18 protein-coding genes and 1 pseudogene are annotated in these 26,811 nt (G+C 41.8%); 12 read left to right on the plus strand and 7 right to left on the minus strand.

All coding sequences use genetic code 11. The annotated features are described in order from the left end of the window. The first annotated feature begins 319 nt into the window (after nt 1-319). From lepA to PENNN9_RS02335, 7 genes are all read left to right on the plus strand, one after another. On the plus strand, nt 320-2,119 hold the full coding sequence (lepA, locus tag PENNN9_RS02305) for a translation elongation factor 4 (protein ID WP_058368146.1): 1,800 nt from the start codon (nt 320-322) through the stop codon (nt 2,117-2,119). Nucleotides 2,120-2,233: 114 nt separating this feature from the next. Continuing rightward, nucleotides 2,234-3,136, plus strand: a complete 903-nt coding sequence (gene lepB / locus PENNN9_RS02310; protein WP_058368147.1) for a signal peptidase I — start codon at nt 2,234-2,236, stop codon at nt 3,134-3,136. A gap of 190 nt (nt 3,137-3,326) precedes the next feature. Beyond that, nucleotides 3,327-3,722, plus strand: a complete 396-nt coding sequence (locus tag PENNN9_RS02315; RefSeq protein WP_058368148.1) for a DUF4845 domain-containing protein — start codon at nt 3,327-3,329, stop codon at nt 3,720-3,722. A 202-nt stretch (nt 3,723-3,924) separates the two neighbouring features. Continuing rightward, on the plus strand, nt 3,925-4,719 hold the full coding sequence (rnc, locus tag PENNN9_RS02320) for a ribonuclease III (protein ID WP_058368149.1): 795 nt from the start codon (nt 3,925-3,927) through the stop codon (nt 4,717-4,719). Nucleotides 4,720-4,907: 188 nt separating this feature from the next. Continuing rightward, the gene (gene era, locus PENNN9_RS02325; protein ID WP_227511698.1) at nt 4,908-6,080 is read left to right on the plus strand and encodes a GTPase Era; all 1,173 of its coding nucleotides are present in this window, start codon (nt 4,908-4,910) and stop codon (nt 6,078-6,080) included. 46 nt (nt 6,081-6,126) lie between these two features. Then, nucleotides 6,127-6,873, plus strand: a complete 747-nt coding sequence (gene recO, locus PENNN9_RS02330) for a DNA repair protein RecO (protein ID WP_058368150.1) — start codon at nt 6,127-6,129, stop codon at nt 6,871-6,873. 126 nt (nt 6,874-6,999) lie between these two features. Beyond that, on the plus strand, nt 7,000-7,773 hold the full coding sequence (locus tag PENNN9_RS02335) for a pyridoxine 5'-phosphate synthase (protein WP_058368151.1): 774 nt from the start codon (nt 7,000-7,002) through the stop codon (nt 7,771-7,773). 62 nt (nt 7,774-7,835) lie between these two features. Here PENNN9_RS02335 and PENNN9_RS02340 read toward each other — a convergent pair whose 3' ends face one another. Beyond that, entirely contained in the window at nt 7,836-8,474 is a 639-nt protein-coding gene (locus PENNN9_RS02340) for a GspH/FimT family pseudopilin (protein WP_082637957.1), read from the minus strand. Between the two features lie 627 nt (nt 8,475-9,101). Here PENNN9_RS02340 and PENNN9_RS02345 point away from each other — a divergent pair. Both PENNN9_RS02345 and typA read left to right on the plus strand, forming a co-directional pair. Further along, nucleotides 9,102-10,415, plus strand: a complete 1,314-nt coding sequence (locus tag PENNN9_RS02345) for an OmpA family protein (RefSeq protein WP_058368152.1) — start codon at nt 9,102-9,104, stop codon at nt 10,413-10,415. Between the two features lie 374 nt (nt 10,416-10,789). Further along, nucleotides 10,790-12,682, plus strand: coding sequence for a translational GTPase TypA (typA, locus tag PENNN9_RS02350; protein WP_058368153.1), 1,893 nt, complete (start codon nt 10,790-10,792; stop codon nt 12,680-12,682). An 81-nt stretch (nt 12,683-12,763) separates the two neighbouring features. Here the strand turns inward: typA and PENNN9_RS02355 are convergent, their stop codons facing one another. The 6 genes and pseudogenes from PENNN9_RS02355 to cysM form a co-directional block, all read right to left on the minus strand. Then, nucleotides 12,764-13,204, minus strand: coding sequence for a hypothetical protein (locus PENNN9_RS02355; RefSeq protein ID WP_058368154.1), 441 nt, complete (start codon nt 13,202-13,204; stop codon nt 12,764-12,766). A 177-nt stretch (nt 13,205-13,381) separates the two neighbouring features. Next, nucleotides 13,382-14,293: a bifunctional DNA-formamidopyrimidine glycosylase/DNA-(apurinic or apyrimidinic site) lyase gene (mutM, locus tag PENNN9_RS02360; protein WP_058368155.1), complete on the minus strand. Its 912-nt coding sequence runs from the start codon at nt 14,291-14,293 to the stop codon at nt 13,382-13,384. Nucleotides 14,294-14,439: 146 nt separating this feature from the next. Further along, nucleotides 14,440-17,023, minus strand: a pseudogene (locus PENNN9_RS02365) (RelA/SpoT family protein). A 364-nt stretch (nt 17,024-17,387) separates the two neighbouring features. Further along, nucleotides 17,388-18,923 carry a 23S rRNA (uracil(1939)-C(5))-methyltransferase RlmD gene (rlmD, locus tag PENNN9_RS02370; protein ID WP_058368156.1) on the minus strand — a complete coding sequence of 512 codons (1,536 nt, stop codon included), beginning with the start codon at nt 18,921-18,923 and terminating at the stop codon, nt 17,388-17,390. 71 nt (nt 18,924-18,994) lie between these two features. Beyond that, the gene (locus PENNN9_RS02375) at nt 18,995-19,819 is read right to left on the minus strand and encodes a 3'-5' exonuclease (protein WP_058368157.1); all 825 of its coding nucleotides are present in this window, start codon (nt 19,817-19,819) and stop codon (nt 18,995-18,997) included. A gap of 56 nt (nt 19,820-19,875) precedes the next feature. Then, nucleotides 19,876-20,844, minus strand: coding sequence for a cysteine synthase CysM (gene cysM / locus PENNN9_RS02380; RefSeq protein ID WP_058368158.1), 969 nt, complete (start codon nt 20,842-20,844; stop codon nt 19,876-19,878). Between the two features lie 438 nt (nt 20,845-21,282). Here cysM and PENNN9_RS02385 point away from each other — a divergent pair, with 438 nt between their 5' ends. The 3 genes from PENNN9_RS02385 to PENNN9_RS02395 form a co-directional block, all read left to right on the plus strand. Next, nucleotides 21,283-24,870, plus strand: a complete 3,588-nt coding sequence (locus tag PENNN9_RS02385) for an ATP-binding protein (RefSeq protein WP_058368159.1) — start codon at nt 21,283-21,285, stop codon at nt 24,868-24,870. A 270-nt stretch (nt 24,871-25,140) separates the two neighbouring features. After that, nucleotides 25,141-25,953 (plus strand): crotonase/enoyl-CoA hydratase family protein, encoded by an 813-nt coding sequence (locus PENNN9_RS02390; RefSeq protein ID WP_058368160.1) that lies wholly within the window; start codon nt 25,141-25,143, stop codon nt 25,951-25,953. Nucleotides 25,954-26,303: 350 nt separating this feature from the next. After that, the coding region (locus tag PENNN9_RS02395) for an MFS transporter (protein ID WP_197409063.1) at nt 26,304-26,811 on the plus strand (508 nt) is incomplete at its 3' end.

A 26,811-nucleotide genomic window follows, 5' to 3' on the forward strand; every position in this document is an offset into this window, starting at 1 on the left:
GTCGTTGATTTCAACTTTTAACCAAATCGCTACTAACAAAATCTTCTTACTTTACAGTGGAAAACTGCTAGAATACGCTCATATGTCTGTGTACATCAGTAAGCGTCGTTCGTCTTGTTTTTAATAATTAATGTTATTAATTCAGTTTAACTAAACACGCTTTGGCTAGTATCACTGACCACACTAATCTTTGTTATTAACTCTTTTTTGCAATATTTTTACCATAATTAATATCTAATAACCGTCCGTTTTTTACTATTGTTCACGTATTGTTGTTCAATAACGGTTATCCAATCACCTTTTATTTAGTAGGCGCTTTGTGACTGCATTAGCCAATATTCGTAACTTTTCTATCATTGCCCACATTGATCATGGCAAATCAACGCTTGCCGATCGATTTATTCAAATGTGCGGTGCATTGCAAGATCGTGAAATGCAAGCACAAGTACTTGATTCCATGGATATCGAGCGTGAGCGTGGTATTACCATCAAAGCACAATCAGTAACCCTGTTCTATGACCATCCAAATGGTGAACGCTATCAGCTCAACTTTATTGATACGCCTGGACACGTCGATTTTTCATACGAAGTTTCTCGCTCATTAGCCGCTTGTGAAGGTGCATTGCTGGTGGTAGATGCCGCGCAGGGCGTAGAAGCGCAGTCCGTTGCCAATTGTTATACCGCAGTTGATCAAGGTTTGGAGGTAATGGCAGTTTTAAACAAGATTGACCTACCGCAAGTTGAGCCTGAGCGTGTCATTCAAGAAATTGAAGATATCATTGGTATTGAAGCCATTGATGCGCCGCGTGTGTCTGCCAAATCAGGGCTTGGTGTCGACAAACTACTAGAAACCTTAGTTGAAGTTATTCCTGCACCAACGGGTGACCGCGAAGCGCCGCTGCAAGCCTTGATTATCGACTCTTGGTTTGATAGTTATTTAGGTGTGGTCTCTTTGGTGCGTGTGCGCGAAGGCACAGTAAAAAAAGGCGATAAGATTTATATCAAATCGACCAAAGAGGCACATCCGGTTAGCTCTATTGGTGTATTTACGCCTAAGCCTGTCGATACAGGTATTTTGGAAGCTGGGGAAGTAGGCTTTATTATCGCGGGTATTAAAGATATTGCAGGTGCTCCTGTCGGTGATACGATCACCCATGCCAAGACGCCAGACGTTGATCGCATTCCAGGCTTTAAGCAAGTGACCCCGCAAGTATATGCAGGTATGTTTCCTGTCGATGCCAATGATTTTGAAAAATTCCGTGAAGCACTACAAAAGCTACAAATTAATGATGCCTCACTATTTTTTGAACCTGATACCTCTGATGCGTTAGGCTTTGGCTTTCGCTGCGGCTTCTTGGGTATGCTGCACATGGAGATTATCCAAGAACGTCTAGAGCGTGAATATGACTTGGATTTAATTACCACGGCGCCCTCTGTTATCTATGAGATTGAGAAGAAAGATGGTGAAGTAATCTATGTCGATAACCCTTCAAAATTGCCAGAACCGAACAATATAGAAGAGTTTCGCGAACCGATTGCCCGTTGTCAGATTCTAGTGCCGCAAGACTATTTAGGCAACGTTATGACGTTGTGCATCGAACGACGCGGGGTGCAGGTTGATATGCGCTTTATGGGCAAGCAAGTCCAGATAATCTTTGATATTCCGATGGGCGAGGTGGTCATGGATTTCTTTGACCGTTTAAAATCAGTCTCTCGTGGATTTGCATCACTTGATTATAACTTTGAGCGTTATCAAGTGGATAAGCTGGTAAAAGTTGATGTGTTGATCAATGGTGATAAAGTTGATGCCCTAGCGATGATTGTACATCAGGATCAAGCGCGTTTCCGTGGTAATCAGTTAGTGACCAAGATGAAAGAGCTGATTCCGCGTCAGATGTTCGATGTGGCCATTCAAGCGGCAATTGGTAGTCAAATCATTGGTCGTAGTACGGTCAAAGCCATGCGTAAAGATGTTCTTGCTAAGTGTTATGGTGGGGACGTGTCGCGTAAGAAAAAGCTGTTATCTAAGCAAAAAGCAGGCAAGAAGCGTATGAAGCAAGTCGGTAACGTCGAGATTCCTCAAGAGGCTTTCTTAGCGGTACTGCAAGTAGATAGTTAATGGTTTAAACTGTCTTACCTTGTTCTTGCAAAGTTTTTGCAAATAATACGTCGCATATCGTTATTCTTATCGTTAAAGTCGTGAGATAAGCAGCTTTTTAATAGGCAAATGAGTATGGATTTTGATTTTAATTTGATTTTGGTGCCATTAACGATAGGCCTAGGGCTAATATGGCTACTAGATAAGTTGGCACTAAAACAGCGCAAAACACGTGGGCATGGTAAAGAGAGCTTATTGGTACGCTGGGCTTACGACTTTTTCCCCGTCTTGGCAGTGGTCTTGGTCGTACGCTCGTTCTTAATTGAACCTTTCAATATTCCATCATCGTCTATGGTGCCAACTTTATATACTGGCGATTTTATCGCGGTTAATAAGTATGCTTATGGTGTGCGCTTACCTCTGACATATAATAAAGTATTGGACACGGGGAGTCCTGAACACGGCGATGTGATAGTATTTCGCTACCCTGAAAATCCTAGCATTTATTATATAAAGCGTGTAATCGGTTTGCCTGGTGATACTGTCAGCTACAGTCAAGGACAGCTTGCGATCAATGATGTACCAGTCGATACTAAGCCAGTAAATTTTGATGCCAATCATGATCTAACTGCGCAGCTTTATCCTGCTGGTCAAGTGACACCTAGCCAAGTATTGACAGAGTCTGAGGCTACGCAAATGGGCCGACAAGAAGAAGAGCAAGCTCAGTATTTTCAAGAAACACAAGGTGAGAATAAGCATTTAGTGCGCTATCTATCGGGTATGAATAGCTCGCAATATGCGCCGTTTTTGCAACAGCAAGCACCAGAAGTGGTCAGTTCGGCAGGGACAGAATGGCGCGTCACAGTGCCTGCTGATGAGTACTTTGTGATGGGTGATAACCGTGACCGTAGTGCTGATGGCAGGTTTTGGGGATTTGTACCTGATGAGAATTTAGCTGGTAAAGCTGTGTATATTTGGATGCATAAACCACCTGGGCTTAATCTGCCGACTTTCGCACGTAACGGTTCAATTGATTAGCCGCTATTCTATTGATTGATTATTGTGCTAATATCAATATTAACCCTAATTAAATTAATATATATACTGTATGTACTTCATCAACCATGTTGCGCGCAAGAGATGCACAAAATGGTTATAGAACATTAAGACATAAACACCAATAGAGCATGAAATACAATTATATTATATTGAGTCATTAGGAGAATTTATGCCGCAGCAGTTAACAGGGTTGTCGTCGCAACGTGGGTCTGGTGTGACTAGCATAGTTTTATTACTTATTATTATCGTTATTGCTGGCAAGTTGGTGATTGCCATTATGCCTGCTCAAGTTGGAGACTATCAGCTGAGCAAAACATTAGGTACTCAGCTAAAAGAAGCCAATAATAATGGCGAGACTGCAAAACAGTTCGTTGAACGTGTCAATCGTCAACTGTCTATCAATGCTGATTATGACACGACTGCTGAAGAGGTATTTACTTTTACCAATAAACAACCAGGTCAGCTTGCTATCTATAAGGATTATGATAAAACCAGTAATTTCTTTGGTAACGTTGATATCGTTAATCGTTTTGAAGGTGAGATAAACGCCGCTTCAGTAGAGTAAATATCTACATAAGTAGCTGTTTTATCATTTATAGTAGATGGAAGTTAACCAATTAAAAAGCATTCACCATTTGTAATAACTGATCTGCAACGATTAGCAAAACATAGACTGTTGATAAGCGTTTAATAGGTTTTATACAGCTACTCTACCAACTATTTAACCGTATGAATTACCAACATTAAAGGATAACCAAAAGCCACGCATGAAATCAACTTCACAATCATACAAAGCGCTGCCTACCGCCAAAAAAAATAGCGCAACTATGGAGACTTTACCTAAAGGCTCAGATTTTGTTCAGCGTCTGGCAGTATTGACTCGCAAATTAGGCTACGAGTTCAATGATTTGAGTTTGCCGAATTTGGCTTTAACGCATCGCTCGTTTGATAGCAAAAAAAATTACGAACGTTTAGAGTTTTTGGGGGATGCGCTGCTTGGTATGATTATTGGTGAGGCTTTATACCATCGTTATCCAAATCAAAACGAAGGACGCCTGACGCGTATGCGTGCCACGTTGGTACGTCAAGAATCATTGGTGACTATTGCGCAAAATTTAGATCTATCCAATCATCTGATTCTAGGAGTTGGTGAACGTAAAGGTGGCGGCCGTAACCGCGCCTCGATATTGGCCGATGCCGTAGAGTCATTAATTGGCGCTATTTATTTAGATAGCCAAGATATGGAAGTTACTCGTCATTGCGTATTGGCCTGGTATGGTGATCTTATTGATAACGTCAACGACCAAAAAGCTCTCAAAGATGCCAAAAGCCGTTTGCAAGAATGGCTACAATCTAAACAGTTTGATTTGCCTCATTACGAGTTGGTTGAAACACGAGGCAATGCCCCTTATCAGATATTTGTAGTACGCTGTCAGGTCAATATTAACAACTGTCCTGATATTACTGAATCTGGAGAGAGTCGCCGTATTGCAGAGCAAAAAGCAGCTGAATTAATGATTAATCAGTTACATAAGCTACCTGGTGTATTTAAAAAACGTTGATAGTTTTAGCTTTACGCTATATTTGATTCATATAAGCGCTAAGACATTGATAAAAAATTTCCATCTTTCATGTTTTAATAGATGATATAAATCTTCAAATACCTTTAAATCAAAATAAGCTTAGTTGGCACGATCAGTATATAAAATGTGCTGCTAAGATTATTATCAAAACCCCACAGGATTACCTTATGAGCAATCATAACGACTTGCCATTAACTCCCAAAAATAATACCCATGATATGACACAAAACACTGATACCAATCAAAATGATACTGTAGAAAACGTTGAAGATATGCAAGAAACAAGAAAAATAGGTGAGTCATTAACAGCTGTTCAGCCGCACGATAGTAGTGATGCTGACGAACATGATAATAGCATTGCTCTTGAAAACAATGCTGCGATTGATGGGTTTTTTGCGCCAAGTAGTAACAATGGTGTTGCTAACGACTTTAAAGCAGGTTATGTAGCGATTGTCGGTCGTCCAAACGTTGGTAAGTCGACTCTGATGAATCATCTGCTGGGTCAAAAGCTATCAATTACTTCCCGTAAGCCACAAACAACGCGCCATCGCATACATGGTATTTTGAGTACCAATGAGATGCAGGCAGTGTTTGTAGATACACCAGGTATTCATCATAATGAAGTACGTGCTATTAACGAGCGTATGAATAAAGCGGCCGTATCAGCATTGGTAGATGTGGACTTAGTATTGTTTGTGGTCGACTCAGACCAGTGGCGTGAAGATGACTTGTTGACGCTACAAAAGCTTGGCGAAACTGATTTGACGGTCGTGTTGGTCATCAATAAAGCAGATACGTTGAAAGATAAAGGCACGTTGCTCCCATTGATTGAAACGTTTAATGAGAGTTTTGACTTTGCTGATATCGTACCCGTTTCGGCTTTAAAGAACCAAAACTTAAATCGTCTTGAAGAGGTAATCGCGTCGCATCTACCGAATGCCACACCTATTTATGACACTGAACAGATTACCGATCGCTCAGAGCGTTTCTTGGCCAGTGAAATCATTCGCGAAAAAATCATGCGTAGTGCAGGTGATGAAGTACCTTATGATCTCACTGTACAAATTGATGAATTCAAAGATGAAGCGGCTCATACAGATCCCAAAACTGGTCGTCCACGTAAAGCCTGTACTTTCATTGATGCCACAATATATGTAGAGCGTAATGGACAAAAAGCTATTGTAATTGGTGAAAAAGGTCAACGTATCAAGCAAGTTGGAATAGATGCACGCAAAGATATGGAGCAATTATTTGGCAAAAAGGTCATGCTAACTTTATGGGTAAAAGTCAAGCGTGGTTGGTCAGATGATGAACGCGCGCTCACCAGTCTAGGTTATTAATTTAAAATAAATATTTAGCCTATGTATAGTGCTGAGGTAATAGACGATGCGTAATGAAGCGTTAACAGGGTATTTATTACATCAGCGTCCTTATCAAGAAAAACGGGCACTTTACTATTTGTTCTCTTGGCAACATGGCGTAGTGCACGGTATTGGCAAAAAAGGTGCGCCTTTATTCGAGCCGCTCCAACTGTTTGCGACAGGTAAGCGGGATCTAAAGACCTTTAGTCAGATTGGTTTATTGCCGGCAGAAGATAGTTTTACAAAAGATGCTATAACCACTGAGCCAACACGTTACCAGCAAATAAGCGGTCAGCAGCAGTATGCAGCTTTGTATTTGAACGAGATACTGTGGAAGCTATTGCCCAGCGAAGATCCAATGCCCGTATTATGGCAGCATTACCAAGACAGCTTGATGCAGTTAAAGCAGCCATTGACCGCAACTGCACTTAGATTATGCTTACGTCAGTTTGAGTCTCACTTGTTTCAAGAATTGGGCTTTTCTTTGACGCTAGCCCATGACAATGTATTAGCGCCTATCGAACCTGATACTGATTATCGGTTTTTATCTGATGTAGGTTTTGTCGCTACTAATCAACCTGATAAAACGACGATTAATTCGTTACAAACACTTTTTACTGGCGCCGATATTATCGACATGGCACGTCTAGGAATATCTGAGCCCACATTGAGCAATTGGTCACGGCTTCATAAACATCTGATTGACCACCTGCTTGATTATCAGCCGTTACAGAGCCGTTTACTATGGCAGCAGCAGCAACGTTACCAATGATAGCGTCAACCTTTAGTCAAAGCATAGTCGTAAGAAGTATGGTCGTTTAAAAAATATTTAAGCCAATGCTACTGTAGCGTCATTATCTATATATTATATCGGGTCTCGTTATCAAAAGGATTTCTTATGACCACATCTTTACAGCATTCATCGAAAAGTACAGTAAAAACACCTTTACTCGGTGTTAACGTTGATCATATTGCAACCTTACGTCAAGCACGCGGGGTTGGCTACCCTAGTCCTTTAGAAGCAGTGCTATTGTGTGAGGAGGCGGGAGCAGATGGTATCACTATACATTTGCGTGAAGATCGTCGTCATATTCAAGACTCAGACGTCTATGAGATAGCAGAACAGTTGACGACCAGACTAAATTTAGAGATGGCGGCAACGTCTGAGATGTTATCTATTGCTCATAAAGTTAAGCCATATTGGGTTTGCTTAGTGCCTGAAAAGCGTGCGGAGCTAACGACCGAAGGTGGTTTGGATGTAGCAGGGCAGATCAGTCATTTAAAACCCTATATCCAAGACTTACAAGCAAAAGGAATTAACGTTTCTTTATTTATAGATCCAGATGAGGAGCAGATTGCCGCTGCAGTTGCCTGTAACGCTGATGCTATTGAGTTACATACTGGTACTTATGCTGAGTTAGGTCTGGCTGGGAATATTGAGGCGCAAAAGTCCGAATTAGAGCGTATTAAACAAGCTGTGACCATCGCAAAAAATCTAGATAACAAGTTGCTTATTAACGCAGGCCATGGCCTAACTCGTGATAATGTAAACGCTATTGCTCAAATCGATGGTATTTATGAGCTCAATATTGGACACGCCTTGATTGCTGACGCTGTATTTGTCGGCTTGTCGCAAGCAGTGGTTATGATGAAAACAGCAATGCATAAATGACTTTTTAGATTGAGTCTAAGCTAATAGCGCCTCTAATAATATTGCTACAATAAATAATGCATTTATACACAACCAGTAGGGTGTCTATCATTAGGTTTGTATGTGATATTACCATTTTGATTAAAAGAAATCTGATACATAGCCTGACTATAGGTCGGGCTTGGACAGTATTTTATGTGACCAAAGTGTCCTCGCGGTTTGCCTGTATCACCATAAAATTTAACATAATGCCGTTTCCCAGCACGTAAATGTAGTGTGCCATATTTAGGATTTAAGCTCTGCTTACTAAGTAAATAATCCGTACTGGTATCAAAAACTTTATTATTATTTTTATCAACAAATAACAAAAGGTTTTTATCGCTATTCTTATTACAGCGTCCTCCTGCATCAGATAAACATACTAATAAATTCTGCCGTCGAATAAAACTTTCAGCTTTTGCTATTTTTAAAGTGCTCTCTAATTGATTCTTGATACGTTTGGCTTCCATACTTGCTAGTTGATCTACGATCGCTGGTGCTGCAATTGTTGCGATAATAGCTAGAATTGCTACTGTTACTATAAGCTCTACAAGATTAAATCCCCTTTGTTTATAAGGTTTTAAAAAGCTCTCGATTTTTAAAGGTTTAGTGAGACGTAGATAAAACAGAGTAGAGTTTGTTACTTTGTGAACGTTCAATATCGTATGACGTAGCTTAATCATATATAGTCATCGCCTATACCATGGATTGAATTATATAAGTTAATTTCATCAGCTTCATACGTTTAAATTAGGTCTTACGTTGATACCTTTTTATATACAAGACGTTAACTCTTAAAAATACCTGCGACTTTTAAATTCACAAAATTTTAACAATAATATCTTTAATATGTCATTTCAGATTAGCTTGAAATAACAAATATCCGTACTAGAATAATGTTTACTATTTAATATATACGAATTATAGTACGATTGTCAAAATTTGTTTCAATTAGTGAAGACTAACCTTTTATAATAGAGAAAAAAATTCGATTGTATTAAACTAACCGCAGACAATAAGTAGAATTTACTCTACTTCTATTGCGAATTAACATTCAAAAGACTAAAATTGCAACGTATGTTAGTTCTTAGTAAAACAAGCAGGCTATTGTGTTTGTGTTGCAACACTATCGTGTAATAATGTGTAGCTGCCTAACGAAAAAAGTTGTAAACTTAATAGATAGTCGATAAGCTACTTCCTAATTAGTTTTGTTGTATAATTATGCATTCGTAAAAGATGTCTACTTTTATTACATCTTAGGAAGCGGTTTTGCTTAATGCATCACTCAAATCATCCTTTGGAGGAAGTCCATGAAATTGAATAAAATTGCTCTAGCTCTGGTTGCCGTAGCAGCTGCACCTTTAGCAGCTAATGCTGGCGTTACTATTAGCCCGCTATTACTAGGTTATCACTATACTGACGAAGCGCACGATGAGCAGCGTGAAATCTTACGTACTGGTAAAGATCTATATTTTGATGCCAACGGTAACTCTATAGATGGCCGTGGTGGCAACGTACCTAATGGTGGTGTAGCCAAAGAAAGCAGCTTGTATACTGGTGCTGCTCTAGGTATCGAACTGACTCCTTCTACCCAGTTCCAAGTAGAGTATGGCGTATCAAACGCTAATGGTGAAGCATCTGAAGATTCTGCAGATGCTGGTGTTAACCGGTTTGACGTCGAACAAACGATGATTTCTGGTAACTTCTTGATCGGTACTGAAGAATTTACTGGTTATACTGATAGCGCGTTCAAACCATATGTACTAGTTGGTGCTGGTCAATCTAAAATCGAAGTAGAAAACCAAGAGACAATTGCTGGTGTTGCGCCTAATGGCCAACAAGTAACTGTTGATGGTGAAGATATACCAGCTGGTACTGAAGTATCATCATCAAAAGATACTATCGGTAACCTAGGTCTAGGTGCTATGTATCGCATCAACGACGCGCTAAGCCTACGTGGTGAAGCTCGTGCGATTCACAACTTTGATAACAACTGGTGGGAAGGCATGGCATTGGCCGGTCTAGAAGTTGTACTTGGTGGCCATCTATCGCCAACAGTAGCAGTACCACCACAAGTTGAGCCAGAAGTATCTGTTCCACCAGTAGTAGTGGTCGAGCAAGACGTTGATTCAGATGGTGATGGTGTACCTGATAGCATCGACGAATGCCCAGGCACTCCTATGAACGTCGTAGTTGATGAGCGTGGTTGCCCAGTAGCAGTAGATATTACTGATGAGCTAAAAATGGAGCTACGTGTATTCTTTGATAACGACAAATCAGCTATCAAAGACCAGTACAAAACTGAAATCGCTAAAGTAGCAGAGAAGATGCGTGAGTACCCTAACTCTAGCGCTCGCGTAGAAGGTCATGCTTCTAAAACTGGTCCTTCAGCACGTTACAACCAACGTCTATCTGAAGCTCGTGCCGTTGCTGTGAAATCTATGTTGACTAACGAATTCGGTATCGCTCCAAACCGTCTATCAACAGTTGGTTACGGTTATGACCGTCCAATCGCACCAAACGATACTGAAGAAGGTCGTGCAATGAACCGTCGTGTATATGCCATCATCACTGGTGACAAAACTATGACTGTTGAACAAACTAAAGACATGGTTATTCAATAATATATAGCCAATTAGTTAAGTTCTAAATTATATAGTTACAAAAAAAGCTACCTATTAGGTGGCTTTTTTTTGTTTATACTGTGAGATAAATAACTTATTGCATAAATTTATAATCTAATAATGTTATACTAGCCGCCCAAACACTTTGTAGATTGACAAAGTGTACATTAGCATAGCTATCTGTATGATGGATTTATCAGTAGAAAACCTTACTTTGCCAGTATTTTTTATTTCACTACCCCTATTGCGTAGTCATTTTATAGTAAAGTAAAAATAACTATCTGCTTTATAGTAAACTATCTGCTTTATGATAAAAGATTCTCCAGCGGCGCTTACTGCTACTGCATTTTATTAAGACAAAACGAGCATTTTATATGGCGAACGATATCAAACATCTGCGTAATATTGCAATTATTGCCCACGTTGATCATGGTAAAACAACTCTAGTTGATAAATTATTACATCAATCTGGTACTTTTGGCGATCGTGCAAACATTGCTGAACGTGCAATGGATTCAGGTGACATTGAACAAGAACGTGGTATTACTATTTTGGCTAAAAATACAGCCATTCGTTGGACAGATAGTTCTGACGATACAGAATACCGTATTAATATTGTAGATACTCCAGGTCACGCCGACTTTGGTGGTGAAGTTGAGCGTGTCATGTCAATGGTTGACTGCGTACTTTTAGTCGTAGATGCTGTTGATGGACCAATGCCTCAAACCCGTTTTGTGACTCAAAAAGCGTTTGAGCAAGGCCTAAAGCCGATCGTTGTCATCAACAAAATCGATCGTCCAGGCGCACGTCCTGATTGGGTTATGGATCAGATCTTTGATCTATTTGATAACTTGGGTGCAACGGACGAGCAGTTAGATTTTCCAGTAGTTTATGCATCAGCATTGAACGGTATTGCAGGTTTAGAAGCCGATGATTTGGCTGAAGATATGACTCCACTTTTCAAGACTATCGTCGATGTTGTACAGCCCCCACAGGTTGATGCAGATGCACCATTCCGTATGCAAATCTCAAGCCTTGATTACAATAGCTTCGTCGGTGTCATCGGTATTGGTCGTATTCAGCGTGGTAAAGTAAAAACCAATACTCAAGTGACTGTCATTGATAAAAACGGCAACACGCGTAATGGTCGTATTTTAAAAATCATGGGCTATCATGGTCTCGACCGTATCGAAGTAGAAGATGCTCAGGCAGGTGATATCGTTTGTATTACTGGTATTGATGCACTGAATATCTCTGATACTATTTGTGATCCTAATCACGTAGAAGCGTTGCCAGCTCTAACTGTTGATGAGCCAACGGTTTCAATGAACTTCCAAGTAAACAACTCGCCATTTGCTGGTCGTGATGGTAAGTTTGTGACTTCACGTAACATTCGTGAGCGTCTTGAGCGTGAGCTGATTCACAACGTAGCATTACGCGTAGAAGATACAGAGTCTCCTGATAAATTCAAAGTATCAGGTCGCGGTGAGCTACATTTATCAGTGCTGATCGAAAACATGCGCCGTGAAGGTTTTGAGATGGGTGTTTCAGGCCCAGAAGTTATCGTTAAAGAAGTTGATGGTAAGTTACAAGAGCCGTATGAAAATGTGGTCTTTGACATCGAAGAAGAACATCAAGGTTCTATTATGGAGCAAGTAGGTCTGCGCAAAGGCGAGATGACCAATATGGAACTTGATGGCAAAGGTCGTATGCGTATTGAAGCGACCATACCTGCTCGCGGTTTGATTGGTTTCCGTTCTGAGTTTTTAACACTGACTTCAGGTACTGGTATCATGACGTCAAGCTTTTCGCATTATGGGCCGCAGAAAATCGGTGATGTCGGTGGTCGTTCTAATGGCGTATTGGTATCTATGGCGACTGGTACTTGTTTAGGTTTTGCGCTATTCAATCTACAAAAGCGTGGCAAACTGTTCGCTGAGCCACAGCTTGAAGTATATGAAGGTATGATCGTTGGTTTGAACTCGCGTAACGATGATATGGCTGTTAATCCAACGACCGCTAAACAGCTTACTAACGTACGTGCTAGTGGTACTGATGAGGCTTTGACTCTAACGCCAGCGGTTAAGTTTACCCTTGAGCAAGCGCTTGAATTTATTCAAGATGATGAATTGGTAGAAGTAACGCCAAAAGCTGTCCGTATTCGTAAGCGCTACTTGACTGAAAGTGAGCGTAAACGTCATGGTCGTAAGCGCTACTTGACTGAAAGTGAGCGTAAACGTCATGGTCGTAGTAAGAAAGGTGCTTAATACTTCTGTATAGTATGATTAAAAAAGGCTAACGTTACGTTAGCCTTTTTTTATGTTTAATGACTCACATTTTATAGCAAATCACTTTGTCACTACGACATAGTCATTGGTATCGATGAGAATCTCCGACGGTTGATCGACGACGATGCGTACGATGTTGTCATTGACGTCTTGTGATTTATAAAAATTGTCTTCAGCGACTGTACAACCTAGACAGCGAGCCATCGCATTCCAAGGTTCAACGAACAGTTTTTGCTGCGCTTGATCAGCGTTACCGCCAATAAGAGAAAAGGGCAGACTGACAAGATAAGCAGCAGTACCAGTGACAGCAGTAACCAGCTGTAATGGCTTTCCAACGACTGTATCAACGACCATCGTGTCATACGATGGGCCAAAATCACTCTCATCTATCTCTATAGCGGCCGAAGCTGGCTGTGTGAAAGCTATCATAAAGCCCAAGCTTAGGGCAGCGGTCAAAAGCTTACTTTTATTGGAGCGTCGGTTATCGGCATTAACAGTCATTATAATTTCCTAAAACATGTAAGCGGTATAAGTAACGAACACTGCTATTGAAGATACTTACAAATAAAGGTACTTATAAAGCAGCATTGACTTCTTATTAAAGCAAGATGCGTGCCGATAAGCAATATGAAAACACATTATACTGCTCTTTAGTTTATTTTTTTAATAAAAGTTTGTTTATAGAATTGGCTGACAAAATGGACAAAACACGCTAGCACGACCATTAAGTTTGATATTATCAAGTACAGTAGCGCAATGCGGACAAGACTCACCTTGTCTACCGTAGACATTTAAGGTTTGTTGAAAGTACCCCGTTTGTCCACTCGCTACTGTAAAATCGCGCAATGTTGAGCCTCCAAGCTCGATCGCTCGTTGTAGTATGACCTTAATATGTTCAACTAATATGCTTATTTGTTCATAAGACAACTTATGTGCTGGGGTGGCAGGATGAATAGCGGACAAGTATAGACTCTCTGTTGCATATATATTGCCTACGCCAACCACAACCTGCTGTTCCATAATGACTGATTTGATAGCACGAGTGATAGGACGTTGTTTGGTTGTTTTATTTGTTATGCCATCGCCATCGCTACGTTGAATCAAACGATATAGATAATCAGCGGTAAAATCTTCCGATAGCGGCTCAGGTCCTAGATGATCTAAGAGCTTGGTATTATAATCCTTATACCATAAAACTGCGCCAAAACGTCTAGGATCATGATAATGAAGCTGTGTTTGAATGCCGTTGCTATCGTTAAAAGTCATTATTAAATGATCGTGTTTACGCTTGTCAGCACCTAAAGAGTGCTGTTGTAAACTACCTGACATGCCTAAATGTATGATCAATTGACGTTGATGTTCAATTGCATTTTGACTGTTTCGTATTAGCTGTGCTTTGGGTACAAAAGTTAGGATTAGATACTTCGCTCGGCGCTCTACGTCTTGTAACGTATAGTCAATTAGCGTATTTAAGTCATCAGGCACAGGCCAACGTAGTTTTGACTGAAACACTTGTATGGCAGTAAGTTTTTGTTCCAATAAGGGGACAAGACTTGTTTTTGTGGTTTCAACTTCAGGTAATTCAGGCATAAGGGCATTCTACAAAAAATTGGAAAATATAAAGGACAAATCACCATCTATTTATATTAATTGTCTTTAACGCTATGAGTTAGTTATCAAATAATAATATTTAGGTTTGACACATGTATAAAGCGCCAGGTATTACTTGTTAGCTGTTAGACAATGGTACGACGGGCATGCAAGATACCTGGCTGCTGCTCGAGCTTGGCTAGCAGTTTAGATAGATGCGCCAATCCTGAGACTTCAATATGGAATTTTAACGAAGCAATATTGTCATCAGTGCTCAAGGTCTCAACCTTGCGTATGTTGACGCTTTCTTTGTCAATAACTTGGGTCAAATCGCGCAATAATCCGCGTCGATCATAAGCTTCAATATGGATATCGACAGGTTGGTAGCGACCGGATTTAGACTTCCAAGCCGCACTAATCTCTCTTTCAGGGTCGCGTTCAATCAGGCGCATATATTCAGGACAGCCACGATTATGAATACTGACACCGCGAGACAAAGTAATGTAACCCGAAATTGGCTCGCCATGTACAGGATGACAACAACCCGCCAAATTTACCTCAATATTATCTAAGCCATCAATGCAGATTTTATACGCGTCAAGTTTACCTGTCGTCTTTGGATCAACGCTAGGCGTATATTCTTCCTTTTCTTTTTCAGGCAGGCTCTAGATGGAGCTGACGAGAAATGTGACCAGTTAATTGATGGAGTCCAATTTCACCTGTGACTAAGCCGACGATGATATCATCCGTATTATTGACATGAAAATACTGCGTATAGTCATTCAAATCAATGCTATTGGGATGTACTGAAAGTCGCTCAAGCTCTTTACTCAGCATCTGCTTACCAATCTCGATATTTTTATCACGGTCTTGCTTATTAAACCATTGGCGTAATTTAGAGCGTGCGCGATTGGTATGAATATAACCAAGTGATGCGACCAACCAATCACGATTAGGCTCGCGGGCGGCCTTGGTGATAATCTCGACCTGCTCGCCAGTTTTTAGCTGGTAAGTCAACGGCACGTAACGCTGATTTACTCGAGCTGCTTGAGCGCGATTGCCTACTTGCGTGTGTACATAATAAGCAAAATCAAGTACGGTAGCACCTTTTGGCAGCTCAGTGATGTCACCATCTCGGCTAAAAATATAAATCCTCTCGAGCTCATCAAAATCAACGATTGGCTCTTCGTCTTCTAGTTCACCTAACTCACGGTCATTGAACTCACCATCTGGCGTTATTCCTAAGCGATTTTGATTGCGGGTTTCATTATTGATAGAAAGCAGATGACGCAATGAGCTGATCTTTTGAGTGAGGTAGTTGTCTTTTTTCTTTTTGAGGCCTTCTTTATAGTTTACATGAGCGCACATGCCAAGCTCAGCTTCAAAGTGCATGCCTTGGGTACGTATTTGTACTTCAAGTGATTTGTTTTCGGCGATGACGGCAGTGTGCAAAGAGCGATAACCATTTGGCTTTGGATTGGTAATATAGTCATCAAACTGCTCAGGAATGTAACGCCATAGGCCGTGTACTAAGCCTAGCACATGATAACAATCCGCTGGGTTTTCTACCAATACTCGCAGTGCGCGAATGTCATAAAGCTGATCAAACGATAAGCGTTTTAGCTTCATTTTGCGATAGATAGAATAAATATGTTTAACTCGTCCTGAGACATCAGCGGTAATACCAGCTTCTGCTAAAGCTTCGTTGAGCTTGTCTTGCACTCGTTGAATATAGTCCTCGCGCTCGCTGCGCTTTTCGGACAATAATTTGGCAATCTCTTTATAACGCTCAGGGGCAAGATAGCGAAAAGCTAAGTCTTCAAGCTCCCATTTTAACTGAGCAAGCTCCCATTTTAACTGAGCAATACCTAATCGATGAGCAAGCGGTGCGTAAATAGTCATCACTTCGCGAGCTACGCGTTGTTGACGTTCAGGTTTGGAAAATGATAGCTCACGCATGGCAAAGGTACGTTCGGCAAGCTTGATAAGCACTACGCGTACATCATTAGTAACAGAAATGAGCATACTATAGATGTTAGATAGCTGATCGCGTTGATTATTAACGAAATGATCTTCTAGGCGTTTATTGCTTTCTATAATGGCAGACAACTTTCCCATCGCCAAAGCGTCTTTGACTAAACGTGCAATATCAGCACCAAAGCTTTGCTCAATATCAGTCAAACTCACCAGCGACTTACGTGCGCTACGGTATAACATAGCAGCCACCAAAGCGTCTTCATCTTGATATAGGTAGGTCAAGATATCTGCCATACCAATACCCGTCACATAAGCACCAGAACGTTCAGACTCGCTAGTATTCATACGACTACGAATAAACTCGCAAGCAGCCGCTAAATTAGGGACAGAGTCTTGATCGATACGTTTTGCGACATTATCAAGCCATACAGGCACATCAATATTGGCTTGATCTGAATCATCAGCGATAGATGCTTCTGTAAGCATCTGCATATCGTCTGGAAGAATAAGGTCCGAATATTCGTTTTCTAATTTAGGATCATGACTGTGATAAGAGTATCGGGCAGAGCGATCAAAAGTGGTATGCAGCTTATGGGTTGCCAGCTGTTGTTTAATATCAAGTGGCACTTGAGCGTAACTATTAGCAGATTGATGAGAACGCTGGCTTGCAACTAGCTGCGCTGCTATGGTCGCACTATCATTTTTTGTTGTTTGTCCATCAATAAGCGGTAGACCTTCCCGAATTTTTACCATAGCCGGCTCCTCTTAGCTATTTTCGAAATTTCTTATCGTCTTACCTGCTCTGCAAAAACGCTTGATCTACACAGTAATACATTATTATTAGATGTGATCAACACAGCTGCAAAAATCCGTTTTTTAGCAGCTGTTGTAAAGAGTTTATGCCCAGTATTTTGAGACGATAAGCGCAAATATGCACAATGTGCGAATAATACACATACAGCTTGTATGGGTATTATTATGTCACTTTAAAATGGTATTTCAAGCAAGGCTCTGTAGTGATAATGCATATAAGCGTAACTATATTCTGACGAAATTTTATTCGTTCAAAACCGTTCAATTTAGAGCAGTAAAGAGCCTAACGGTACAATTAATAAAATTAACTCGCTATCCTCTCAAAGCGAGCGATGGATTCGACATGACCAGTATGACAGAACATATCCATCACTCCAGCGTGGGTGAGACGATAGCCTTGCTCTAACAGGGCTTTTGTATCGCGCGCAAGGGTAGCAGGATTGCAAGAAACATAGACAATTCGCTTGGCATTAAATTTAGGCAAGTATTGCATGATCTCCCAAGCACCAGAGCGAGGCGGGTCGATGAGTAGGGCGTCAAAGCCTTGATTGGCCCAAGGTTCATCAGTACAGTCGCGAGTCAAATCTTGGTTATAAAACTCAGTATTATTGATACCGTTACGGCGAGCGTTGTCTGCTGCTCGGGCCGTCATTGCATCGCTACCTTCGACGCCTACCACGGCGCCAGTTTCACCAACAAGGCGAGCTAAGGGCAAACTAAAGTTACCTAAACCGCTAAACAAATCTAGTACCCGCTCGCCTGCTTTTAAATCTAACAAATCGCAAGCAAGTTTGGTCATCTGACGATTGACAGAGAGATTTACTTGCGTAAAGTCGGTCGGGATAAATTCAAAGGTAAGGTCATATTCTGGCAGTTGATAATATAAACGTCCAAATTGCTGGCTTAAGTCGTCTTTATCAGTTAAAGCAATACGTTGGATACTATCAGCGCCTTTGGACTGTAGGTATAGCTGCCAATGACGCGCTGCAAAAAACGTCTTTAGCTTCTCGATATCAGAGTCTGATAATGGGGCTAGATTACGTACAATAAGAGCAACTGGCTGATCGCCATCAGGCAGCTCTGGTAGGTATTCTCCCATTGCTAGCTCTAGTTGGGCAATCTTATCGCGGCTCTCAAGCGTACTAATAAGCGCTTTTAGGTTTTCAATCTCAAAGCCAATACGTGGATCTAAGATATGACACTCATTTAATTCAGCCAAAAAGTTGCTTGAGCGCTCACGAAAGCCGACCAAGGCAGTTTCTTTTTTGGCGACATAGCGTACGCCAAGTCGTGCTTTGGTACGATAGCCAAGGCGATCACCGACCACAGGGGCAAGCCAGCTATCAGGCTCAGCATTGGCTTGATGCATAAGCATCTCAGCAAGTACCGATTGCTTAAAGTTGATTTGGCCATCTGGCTGCCAGTGCTGCAAGCTGCAACCACCGCAAACGCCAAAATGTGGGCAGGGCGGTACAGCACGTTCAGGATTTGGATTGGCTGTGATATCAATCGCATCTCCCTCCTCAAAGCTGGCACGGCTATTGGTTAGTTTGACCAAGGCGCTTTCACCCGGTAAGGCAAAGCTGACAAAGACTTTTTTGCCATGCTTGTCTGCTACGTGTCCCTCTTTTTCATCAAAGCCATTGCCATATACGGCAACCCCGCGCCCATCGTGTGACAATCCATCGACATTGAAGGGTAGTGGTTCTGCCTCTTTTAAACGCCGACGCGTCTTTGACGATGGTTTGGATTTTTTCTTATTAGGCGGGATAGTAATCGTTTTAGTGTCGCGGGCTTGCGGCTTTGTGTCAGGTGCTGTGTGAGTATCGGTGGGTTGCATAAACCTGCCTTAATAATAAGTAACTAAAATGAGAGTAAGTGCTATTGTTGATAATACTATGTTTTGTCTTTTTATGGTTCGGGTGCAGATGACCAATCGGCAAGAAACTCGTGATGGCGCGCTTTGCCATCTGCTTGAGTAAATTTGATTAAATAGTCACGACTTTGTTGTTGCCAATGATTATAAGCGGGTGAAGATAACTTACCGGTTAGACGCAGCCAACGTAGATATATCAGCCATGTATTCATGACATCAGATTCGCAATATATCGATAACGTCTGCCAGTCACCATCATTAACCAGATCGCCTACCATGCTGCCATCCACATCGGTTTTGCCGGGTAGGCCATACAGGCTTGCAACCACATCCATCGCTTCACGGCGACTCGCACCATATTGGCTAAATCTGTCCATTAAATCTAAATGCTTGGTTTGAAAGCGATTGACATAATTATCAAAACGCATGTTTTTAATGCGCTCGCCCTCTTCAAATAACCATGGCGCGGACAGATCATACTGCATAGCACGGTAAATAAGTACAGGGATATCAAAGCCTGAACCATTCCAGCTAATCAGCTGTGGCAGGGTTTCGATATCGCTAAAGGCGCGAAAAAACTTGGCAAGGATATCTTTTTCACTAAACTTATCTGCTGTCAAAGAAAATAAAGAAAACTGTCCATCTTTGATGTATAGCGCTGAGATGCACACTATGCGCTGTAATGGTAAGCGCATAAAGTCATGCCCAGCCTCTTGTATCCGAATGGCAGTCAGGGCACTTAACGCATCAGCGTCGTTTAAGTTAGCCAGTTTTGGATAAATACGACGTGCAGCATCTGTATCTGCCACGGTCTCAATATCAAAGACCAGTACAGGATTGGCAGGTAGGGCATATGACATAAATAGTCCTAGTTACTTATTGGGCAAGCGTGACTTCGGCAAGCGTGACGCATACATTACGACTGAGTACTACTATCATCAACGTCACTATCATCGACATTGTATAGGCCAGTCGATAGATAGCGATCACCACGATCACAAACGATAAAGGCAATAACAGCATCAGGATTCTCTTTGGCGACTTGCATAGCCGCCCACGCTGCTGCTCCTGATGATACACCAGCAAAAATACCTTCAGTCTTCGCCAATTTGCGCATATATATTTCAGCGATATGTTGATCAATATCCATGATCTCATCGACTAAATCTGCTTCAAAGATACCTGGCATATAAGCAGCAGGCCAGCGGCGAATACCAGCGATGGACGCTTCCTCATCAGGTTGCAAGCCGATAACTTTGATCGCTGGGTTTTGTTCTTTTAGGTATTGCGATACGCCTGTAATGGTACCTGTAGTACCCATTGAGCTGATAAAATGGGTGATTTTGCCCTCAGTCTGCGTCCACAGTTCCGGGCCTGTCGTCAAATAGTGCGCTTGCTTATTGTCAGCATTATTAAACTGATCAAGCACAACCCCTTGTCCCTCAGCCTGCATCTGTAATGCCAAATCACGTGCAGCTTCCATCCCTTCATCGACTTCGATTAAGGTTGCGCCATAAGCTTTCATTGCATCTTTACGCTCCTGGGTTGAGCTTGTCGGCATCAATAGGGTCATCGGGTAGCCACGCATAGCAGCAACCATGGCTAAGGCAATACCAGTATTACCGCTGGTTGCTTCAATCAAAGTGTCACCTGGCTTGATATCTCCGCGCTGTTCTGCTTGATAAATCATGTTAAAAGCAGGTCGATCTTTTACAGAGCCTGCAGGGTTATTGCCTTCGAGTTTGGCCAGCAACATCGCTCCATTGGTAATGCTTTCCTCTATAGGCAAACGATGTAGCTTAACAAGTGGGGTTTGGCCGACACAATCAGCAAGTTCGGTGACTTGATTGATAAAATTGGCGTTTGGCATAGCGGTAGAGGACATAAGGTACCCTTATTTATTTTGGAATAATAGTTTGTAAATATGGTTCTAATTTTCGTTCTAGCCAATAATGAGCGGTTCGCTGTTACCCGAGAATTTTGACAAATTAAAAATGGCATCATTATATCATTTTGTTTTTGGCTACGCTGTTAGCATCAAGATATTTTGGTAAATGAATAAAATTAAAAGAGCTAAACCATAAACTATCTACTAATAACTTATCTACTAAAAAGAATAAGTAACTATAGATGGTGAGGCGATTGATAGCGATGGCAATGTAAAGTAGATATTTATAATAAGCTGATATGAAGGGCGAAGATAATACCTACACTTCTAAATGCTGCTAAAATAACGCAAGTACTTAGAACGTAATGGTTGAGTAAAACCGTTTATAGTAGCTATTTATACATAGCAAAGACATCTGTAGGGATAAGATTTAGCATGGCATACAAAAAACGCTTTGATACCAGTAGCGCCTATGGTCAGTTGATCATCTTGGTGTTTTTACCGATATGCGTATTGGCGGCAGTCGGTGGTATTCTCGTTTTTCATGAAACGATGCGTGCTAGTGAGTCAGAGCAAGAAGCATTAGCTGAGGCTGTATTGATTCGTTATAAGCCTATGGTTACTGAGCTGATCCCTGCATTGCTAGTGCAAGAACGTCAGCGATCAAAAGCCAATGAAAAAAATTCGCAAGATATGATTGATAATATGGCAGCAGCCAGTCAAGCAGCACTTGAAAACAATATTCGGCCTGAGTATCTGCCGTTATCACAAGTACATTCGGACCATTATATTAGTGCTCGCGGAGGCAGGCTAAGTAGTACAGTGCTGTCAGAAGAAGCGCTTGGAGGAGTGTCTACCTCTCACTTATCGACTGCTGCAGTCATTGATGAAAGTCTCAATGAGACAGCAGACGCTCCGCAAGGGGCGATGGCGACATTGGTATCGATTCGCGATAGGCTCAGTCGTATGCAATCAGAGCAGCATGTACAACGCATCGCCATTATCAATGAAAATAATCAGGTACTTGCAACAGTCGGCTATGGGGTGAGTGAGAGTTGGCCTCTAATCGATGCGTCAAAGAGTTTTTTATCACAGCAATCAACGCCTATTGGTACAGCTTATGGCACTGTATTGGGTGATTTTGAAGGGCATAGATTGTGGTTGCTTGTCGATATGGATAATGAACCACTTTATATTGCACGTTATCGTATCGCGATGGCGCTGGTCATTACTGGTCTTTTCACTATCTTAATTTTGCTATTAAGTCTCAATATCTATGCTAAACGCTGGATTGCGCCTATTTATGAGCTGCGTTTGCAGCTGCAGCGTACTCATGTGGACAATTTATACAAGCCTATTCCCGTTGAGTCTGATGGTGAGTTAAACTTATTACAACAAGACTTGGTTAAGACGTTACGGCGCTTGCACAGCAGCTTTCAAGACTTAAAAGACCACGCTGAGCAAACCGAAGACGATCTGCGTCTGGCTTTTGACGAGATGGAGATGCAAAATATTTCTATCAGAAATGCTCGAGATGATGCGATCTCAACCAGTCAAGCCAAGTCTGCATTTTTAGCCAATATCAGTCATGAGCTGCGCACGCCGCTAAATAGTATCGACGGATTTATTAATTTGTTGGCGCGTCACGGTGAGCTAAATCCTGAGCAAGACTTGTATGTGCATACCATTCGTAAATCGTCCGCACATCTACTGGCACTGGTAAATGATGTCTTGGACTTCTCCAAAATTGAAGCAGGAAAACTGGTACTTGATCGTCACGAGTTTGACCTTTATGACACCATTTATGACGTGGTCGATATGCTCTCTCCTGTATCGGCAGAGAAAGGCCTACGTATGGCTGTGCTATTTTACAACGATGTGCCGATGCGAATCGTGGGTGATGCCCTGCGCCTCAAACAAGTTTTAACCAATCTTGTCGGCAATGCCATTAAATTTACTGATAGCGGTGATGTCGTGGTGCGCGTAAGCTTAGATGATCATCGCGATAATCATCTAATGATTAGCGTCCAAGATAGTGGCAAGGGGATATCTCTTGCAGACCAAAAGATGCTGTTTCAAAGCTTTAGTCAAGGCGATCCCTCTATCACGCGTCAGTATGGTGGCACAGGATTGGGCTTGGTCATCTCTAAGCAATTAACACGTCTTATGGGCGGTGATATTGGGTTTTATGACAATGCACAAGAGAATATAGCCAATCAAGGAGCAACATTTTGGTTTCGTATGCCAACTCATATCGATGTATTGGAAGCTGCTACTGGTCAAACCATTGCCTTACCAGTACTTGCGCCACTGGCTAGTGCAAATGACGAATTCAATGTATTGGTCTGGATCAATCACATTGCTTCAAGACAAGTCCTCAAAGCCAGTCTGCAAGCTCTACCTATCAAACTTACTCAAGCCAACTCGCTACCTGGTGTGCTTGAATCTTTAAAAGAGCGTGGCAATTATTGGGATTGGGTAATCGTCGATAATGATACGCAAGATGACATGACAGCACTGCTCAAGCAAATTCGTTTGCACTATCAAGGTAAGCTTGCTGTGTTTGGCTATCAAGTTGCCGCTGATCAGGCATTATTAAACCGCTATCATGCCAATGTCTTATATGAGCCATTGGATAAAAGGCAGTTATATGCCATGCTCGATACTCAAAAGAAAAGCGAACCGGTCGCAGCGCAAGCACCGCGCTGGCATGGCATAACTGTGCTGGCGGTAGACGACCATCTGCCCAACCTTTTGGTATTAGATGCGCTTCTTAGTGAGCTTGGTATCCATGTCATCACTGCCAATAGCGGCTTTGATGCTATCGAATTGATCAGCAAGCAGCAGGCCAAAAATATAAAAAACGCCAAATCTGCTCAACAAAGCTTATCCAACAAAACACAGATATCAAAAGCTCAAGCTCGCGCACAAACCCATGTGTCATCCAATGCTGCCTCAACGATAGACGCAAATACAGAAGATAAAACATCGACCCATTCAAAAAGCAACTCACAAGATAGACTACAGGATAAAGACCGTATCGATCTTATTTTTATGGATATTCAAATGCCGCGTATGTCAGGTCGTGAAGCGGCGCAGCAAATCCGTAAAATAGAGGTTGGTGACAGCTATATTCCTATTATTGCCCTAACGGCTCATGGATTATCTGATGAGCGCGATAAGCTGCTTGCAAGTGGTATCGATGATTATGTTGGCAAACCAATTAGCCAGCCGCAGTTATTACAAGTGCTACAAAAATGGTTGGGACGCACGTCAACGTCGCAGCATTTATTACAAATAGCATCTACTGATGCTGCAGATAGTATGGCGTCCAATGCTGTAGACGATACCAAAGTCAAAAGTCCACCTGTAGATAAAACCGTACCACGGCCGCTCTCTTTAAAGAAAATTCGTGACGACTATATGCGAGATATTCAACCTCGCGATGAGTATAGACGAGAACCTCAACGGGCGACTCAGCCTCGTTATCAAGGCTTACAGTACCAAAACCAGCTGCATGAGGACACTCTCATCGAACAAGATGAGCAGTCACAAAGCTACTCATCAGAACAGGCACAGCAGGAGTATGGTCCAAAAAACAGCAGTATAGAAGGGTTGGAGATACTAGATTGGCAAGATGCGTTGACACGTTCGGCAAACAAGCCGGATCTGGCCGCCAAGCTAATCATTATGATGATCGATACAATAGCAGATGAAAAAGAAGCCTTAGCTCAAGCATGGCAAGCACGCGATCGAAACATGCTGGCGCAAGTTGCACATCGTATTTTGGGTGCCAGTCGCTATACTGGTGTACCGCAGTTACGTCAAGCTAGTCAAGATTTGGAAGATAAATGTCTATTAAATGTCCAACATACTACGCCAGCACAGTTTGCTATGCTCAAGCCATATTATGAAGATTTGTTGCTTGCGCTTACCAATTTACAAACGCTTGATCTGTCGCCATATCCGCAATTGAACTATCATCGCTTAAGCGAAAATGATATGACTTGGAAGATGATATGATTTAAAAAAGGATCTGATTTAAAAAAGAATCTAGTGGAAGAAGTCATCAAAGTAAATGTCTAGTGGAAGAAGTCATCAAAGTAAATGTCTGGTTAGCGGCGGCTTGAGCAAAGAGCTAGATATTATAGAACGTTATGGCTAATAGAAAATTGCTACCTTCACAGTCAGTTATTCGCACGGCATAGCAGATATAAGCCTGTTAAGATTAATAAAATATAACTGCTAAAACGAACATCAAATTATCATCCAAACTGCTTATTAAGGATTGTTATGCATGCTATCGCCGCTTATCAATATGAAACCCTACAAGTTAGCGTTACCGAAAATATTGCCACCGTCACTATAAATCGTCCTCAAAAAAAGAACGCTATGAGCTTTAAAGTGGTTGATGAGCTGATTGCTGCTGCTGGACATATTAGTAAGGATAAAACGCTACGTGCTGTCATTCTTAATGGTGCTGAGAGGACGTTTTGTGCTGGCATCGATTTGGGTGATTTGAATCATCCTAAAAATCAAGCGTACGCTTTTTGGGAATTAATTAAACCTCACCAAAGCCTATTTCAGCGGGTTTGCTTGGTCTGGCGCGAGGTGCCAGTTCCTGTAATTGCTGTATTAGAAGGATACTGTATCGGCGCAGGATTGCAGCTGGCACTGGCTTGTGATGTGCGTATCAGCCATCCTGATTGCAAACTATCTATTATGGAAGCCAAATGGGGGTTGGTACCAGACATGGGACTGACGCAATCGGCGCTAGGGGTCGTGCGTGCAGACGTGCTAAAAGAGCTGGCAATGAGTGCGCGTACCATTGATGCTGAGGAGGGGAGAGCATTGGGGTTGGTTAGTCATTGTAGCGAGTCGCCACTACAACAGGCACAGCTGCTGGCCGCTGAGTTCGCTGAGCGTTCTCCTGATGCGGTGCTCGCAAGTAAGCGTGTCATCAATGCCATGTATCAGCAGTCGCATACCACGCTATATAAAGAAAAAATGTGGCAGTTAAAACTTATGTTAGGACGAAATCGTAAGCTTGCGCTCAAAAAAGCCAAAGAAGCCAGTACAGCATTTAGCAAACGCCAATTTCGTTAATTTGACTCCCAACTTATGGCGTTATCTTGGTTAGTGTTTAATTATTGAGGTTTGTTCTATTAACGGTGTACGTCTATTGAAATACAAGCAGATAGTACGATATAGGACTGTCCGCTTGCATATTTGTAATGATAATAAATTAGATATGCATCATTGTTTTTATCAGTGATTTCTGTCAACAAATAGGATCATTTTATTGATAAAGTTTATATTGGATAAAAACAATCGAAGTATCAACGACAATCTTTGTATAGAATGGTCTCACTATGTCTGCTCCAAAATCCTCTTTGCCCAATAAACCTATTACTGCTGAGCGTGTGCGTTCTGCTGATCTGCCTGTTGCCTGGATTATGATGCTTGGGCTGATTGTGGCAATAGGGCCATTATCTATCGACATGTATCTGCCGGCTCTACCATCGATGGCAGATGATTTTGCTGTAACCACAGCATTTATGGCCAACTCTGTACCGGCTTATTTTTTTGGTTTGGTATTTGGACAGCTGTTTTATGGTCCTTTTAGTGACCGTGTTGGTCGTGTCAAACCTTTATATATTGGCATGACCCTATACGTTATTGCATCGATAGTTTGTGCCACGACCAGTAACGAGTATGTGTTGTTCGCTGGGCGGACGCTACAGGCACTTGGCGCTTGTGTGGGTGCTGTCGTCACTCGCGCAGCGATACGTGATCGACTTACCGCCAAACAAACTGCCAAAGCTTTTTCTATTATGATTTTGGTAATGGGACTGGCACCTATCTTAGCGCCATCTCTTGGCGCGCTATTCTTACAATTCTTTAGTTGGCATTCTATTTTTTGGTTTTTAGCGGCTTTTGGAGTGCTTAACTTACTGTTAACTA

It is taken from the genome of Psychrobacter sp. ENNN9_III, assembly GCF_001462175.1.
In the GTDB taxonomy this organism is placed as follows: Bacteria; Pseudomonadota; Gammaproteobacteria; order Pseudomonadales; family Moraxellaceae; genus Psychrobacter.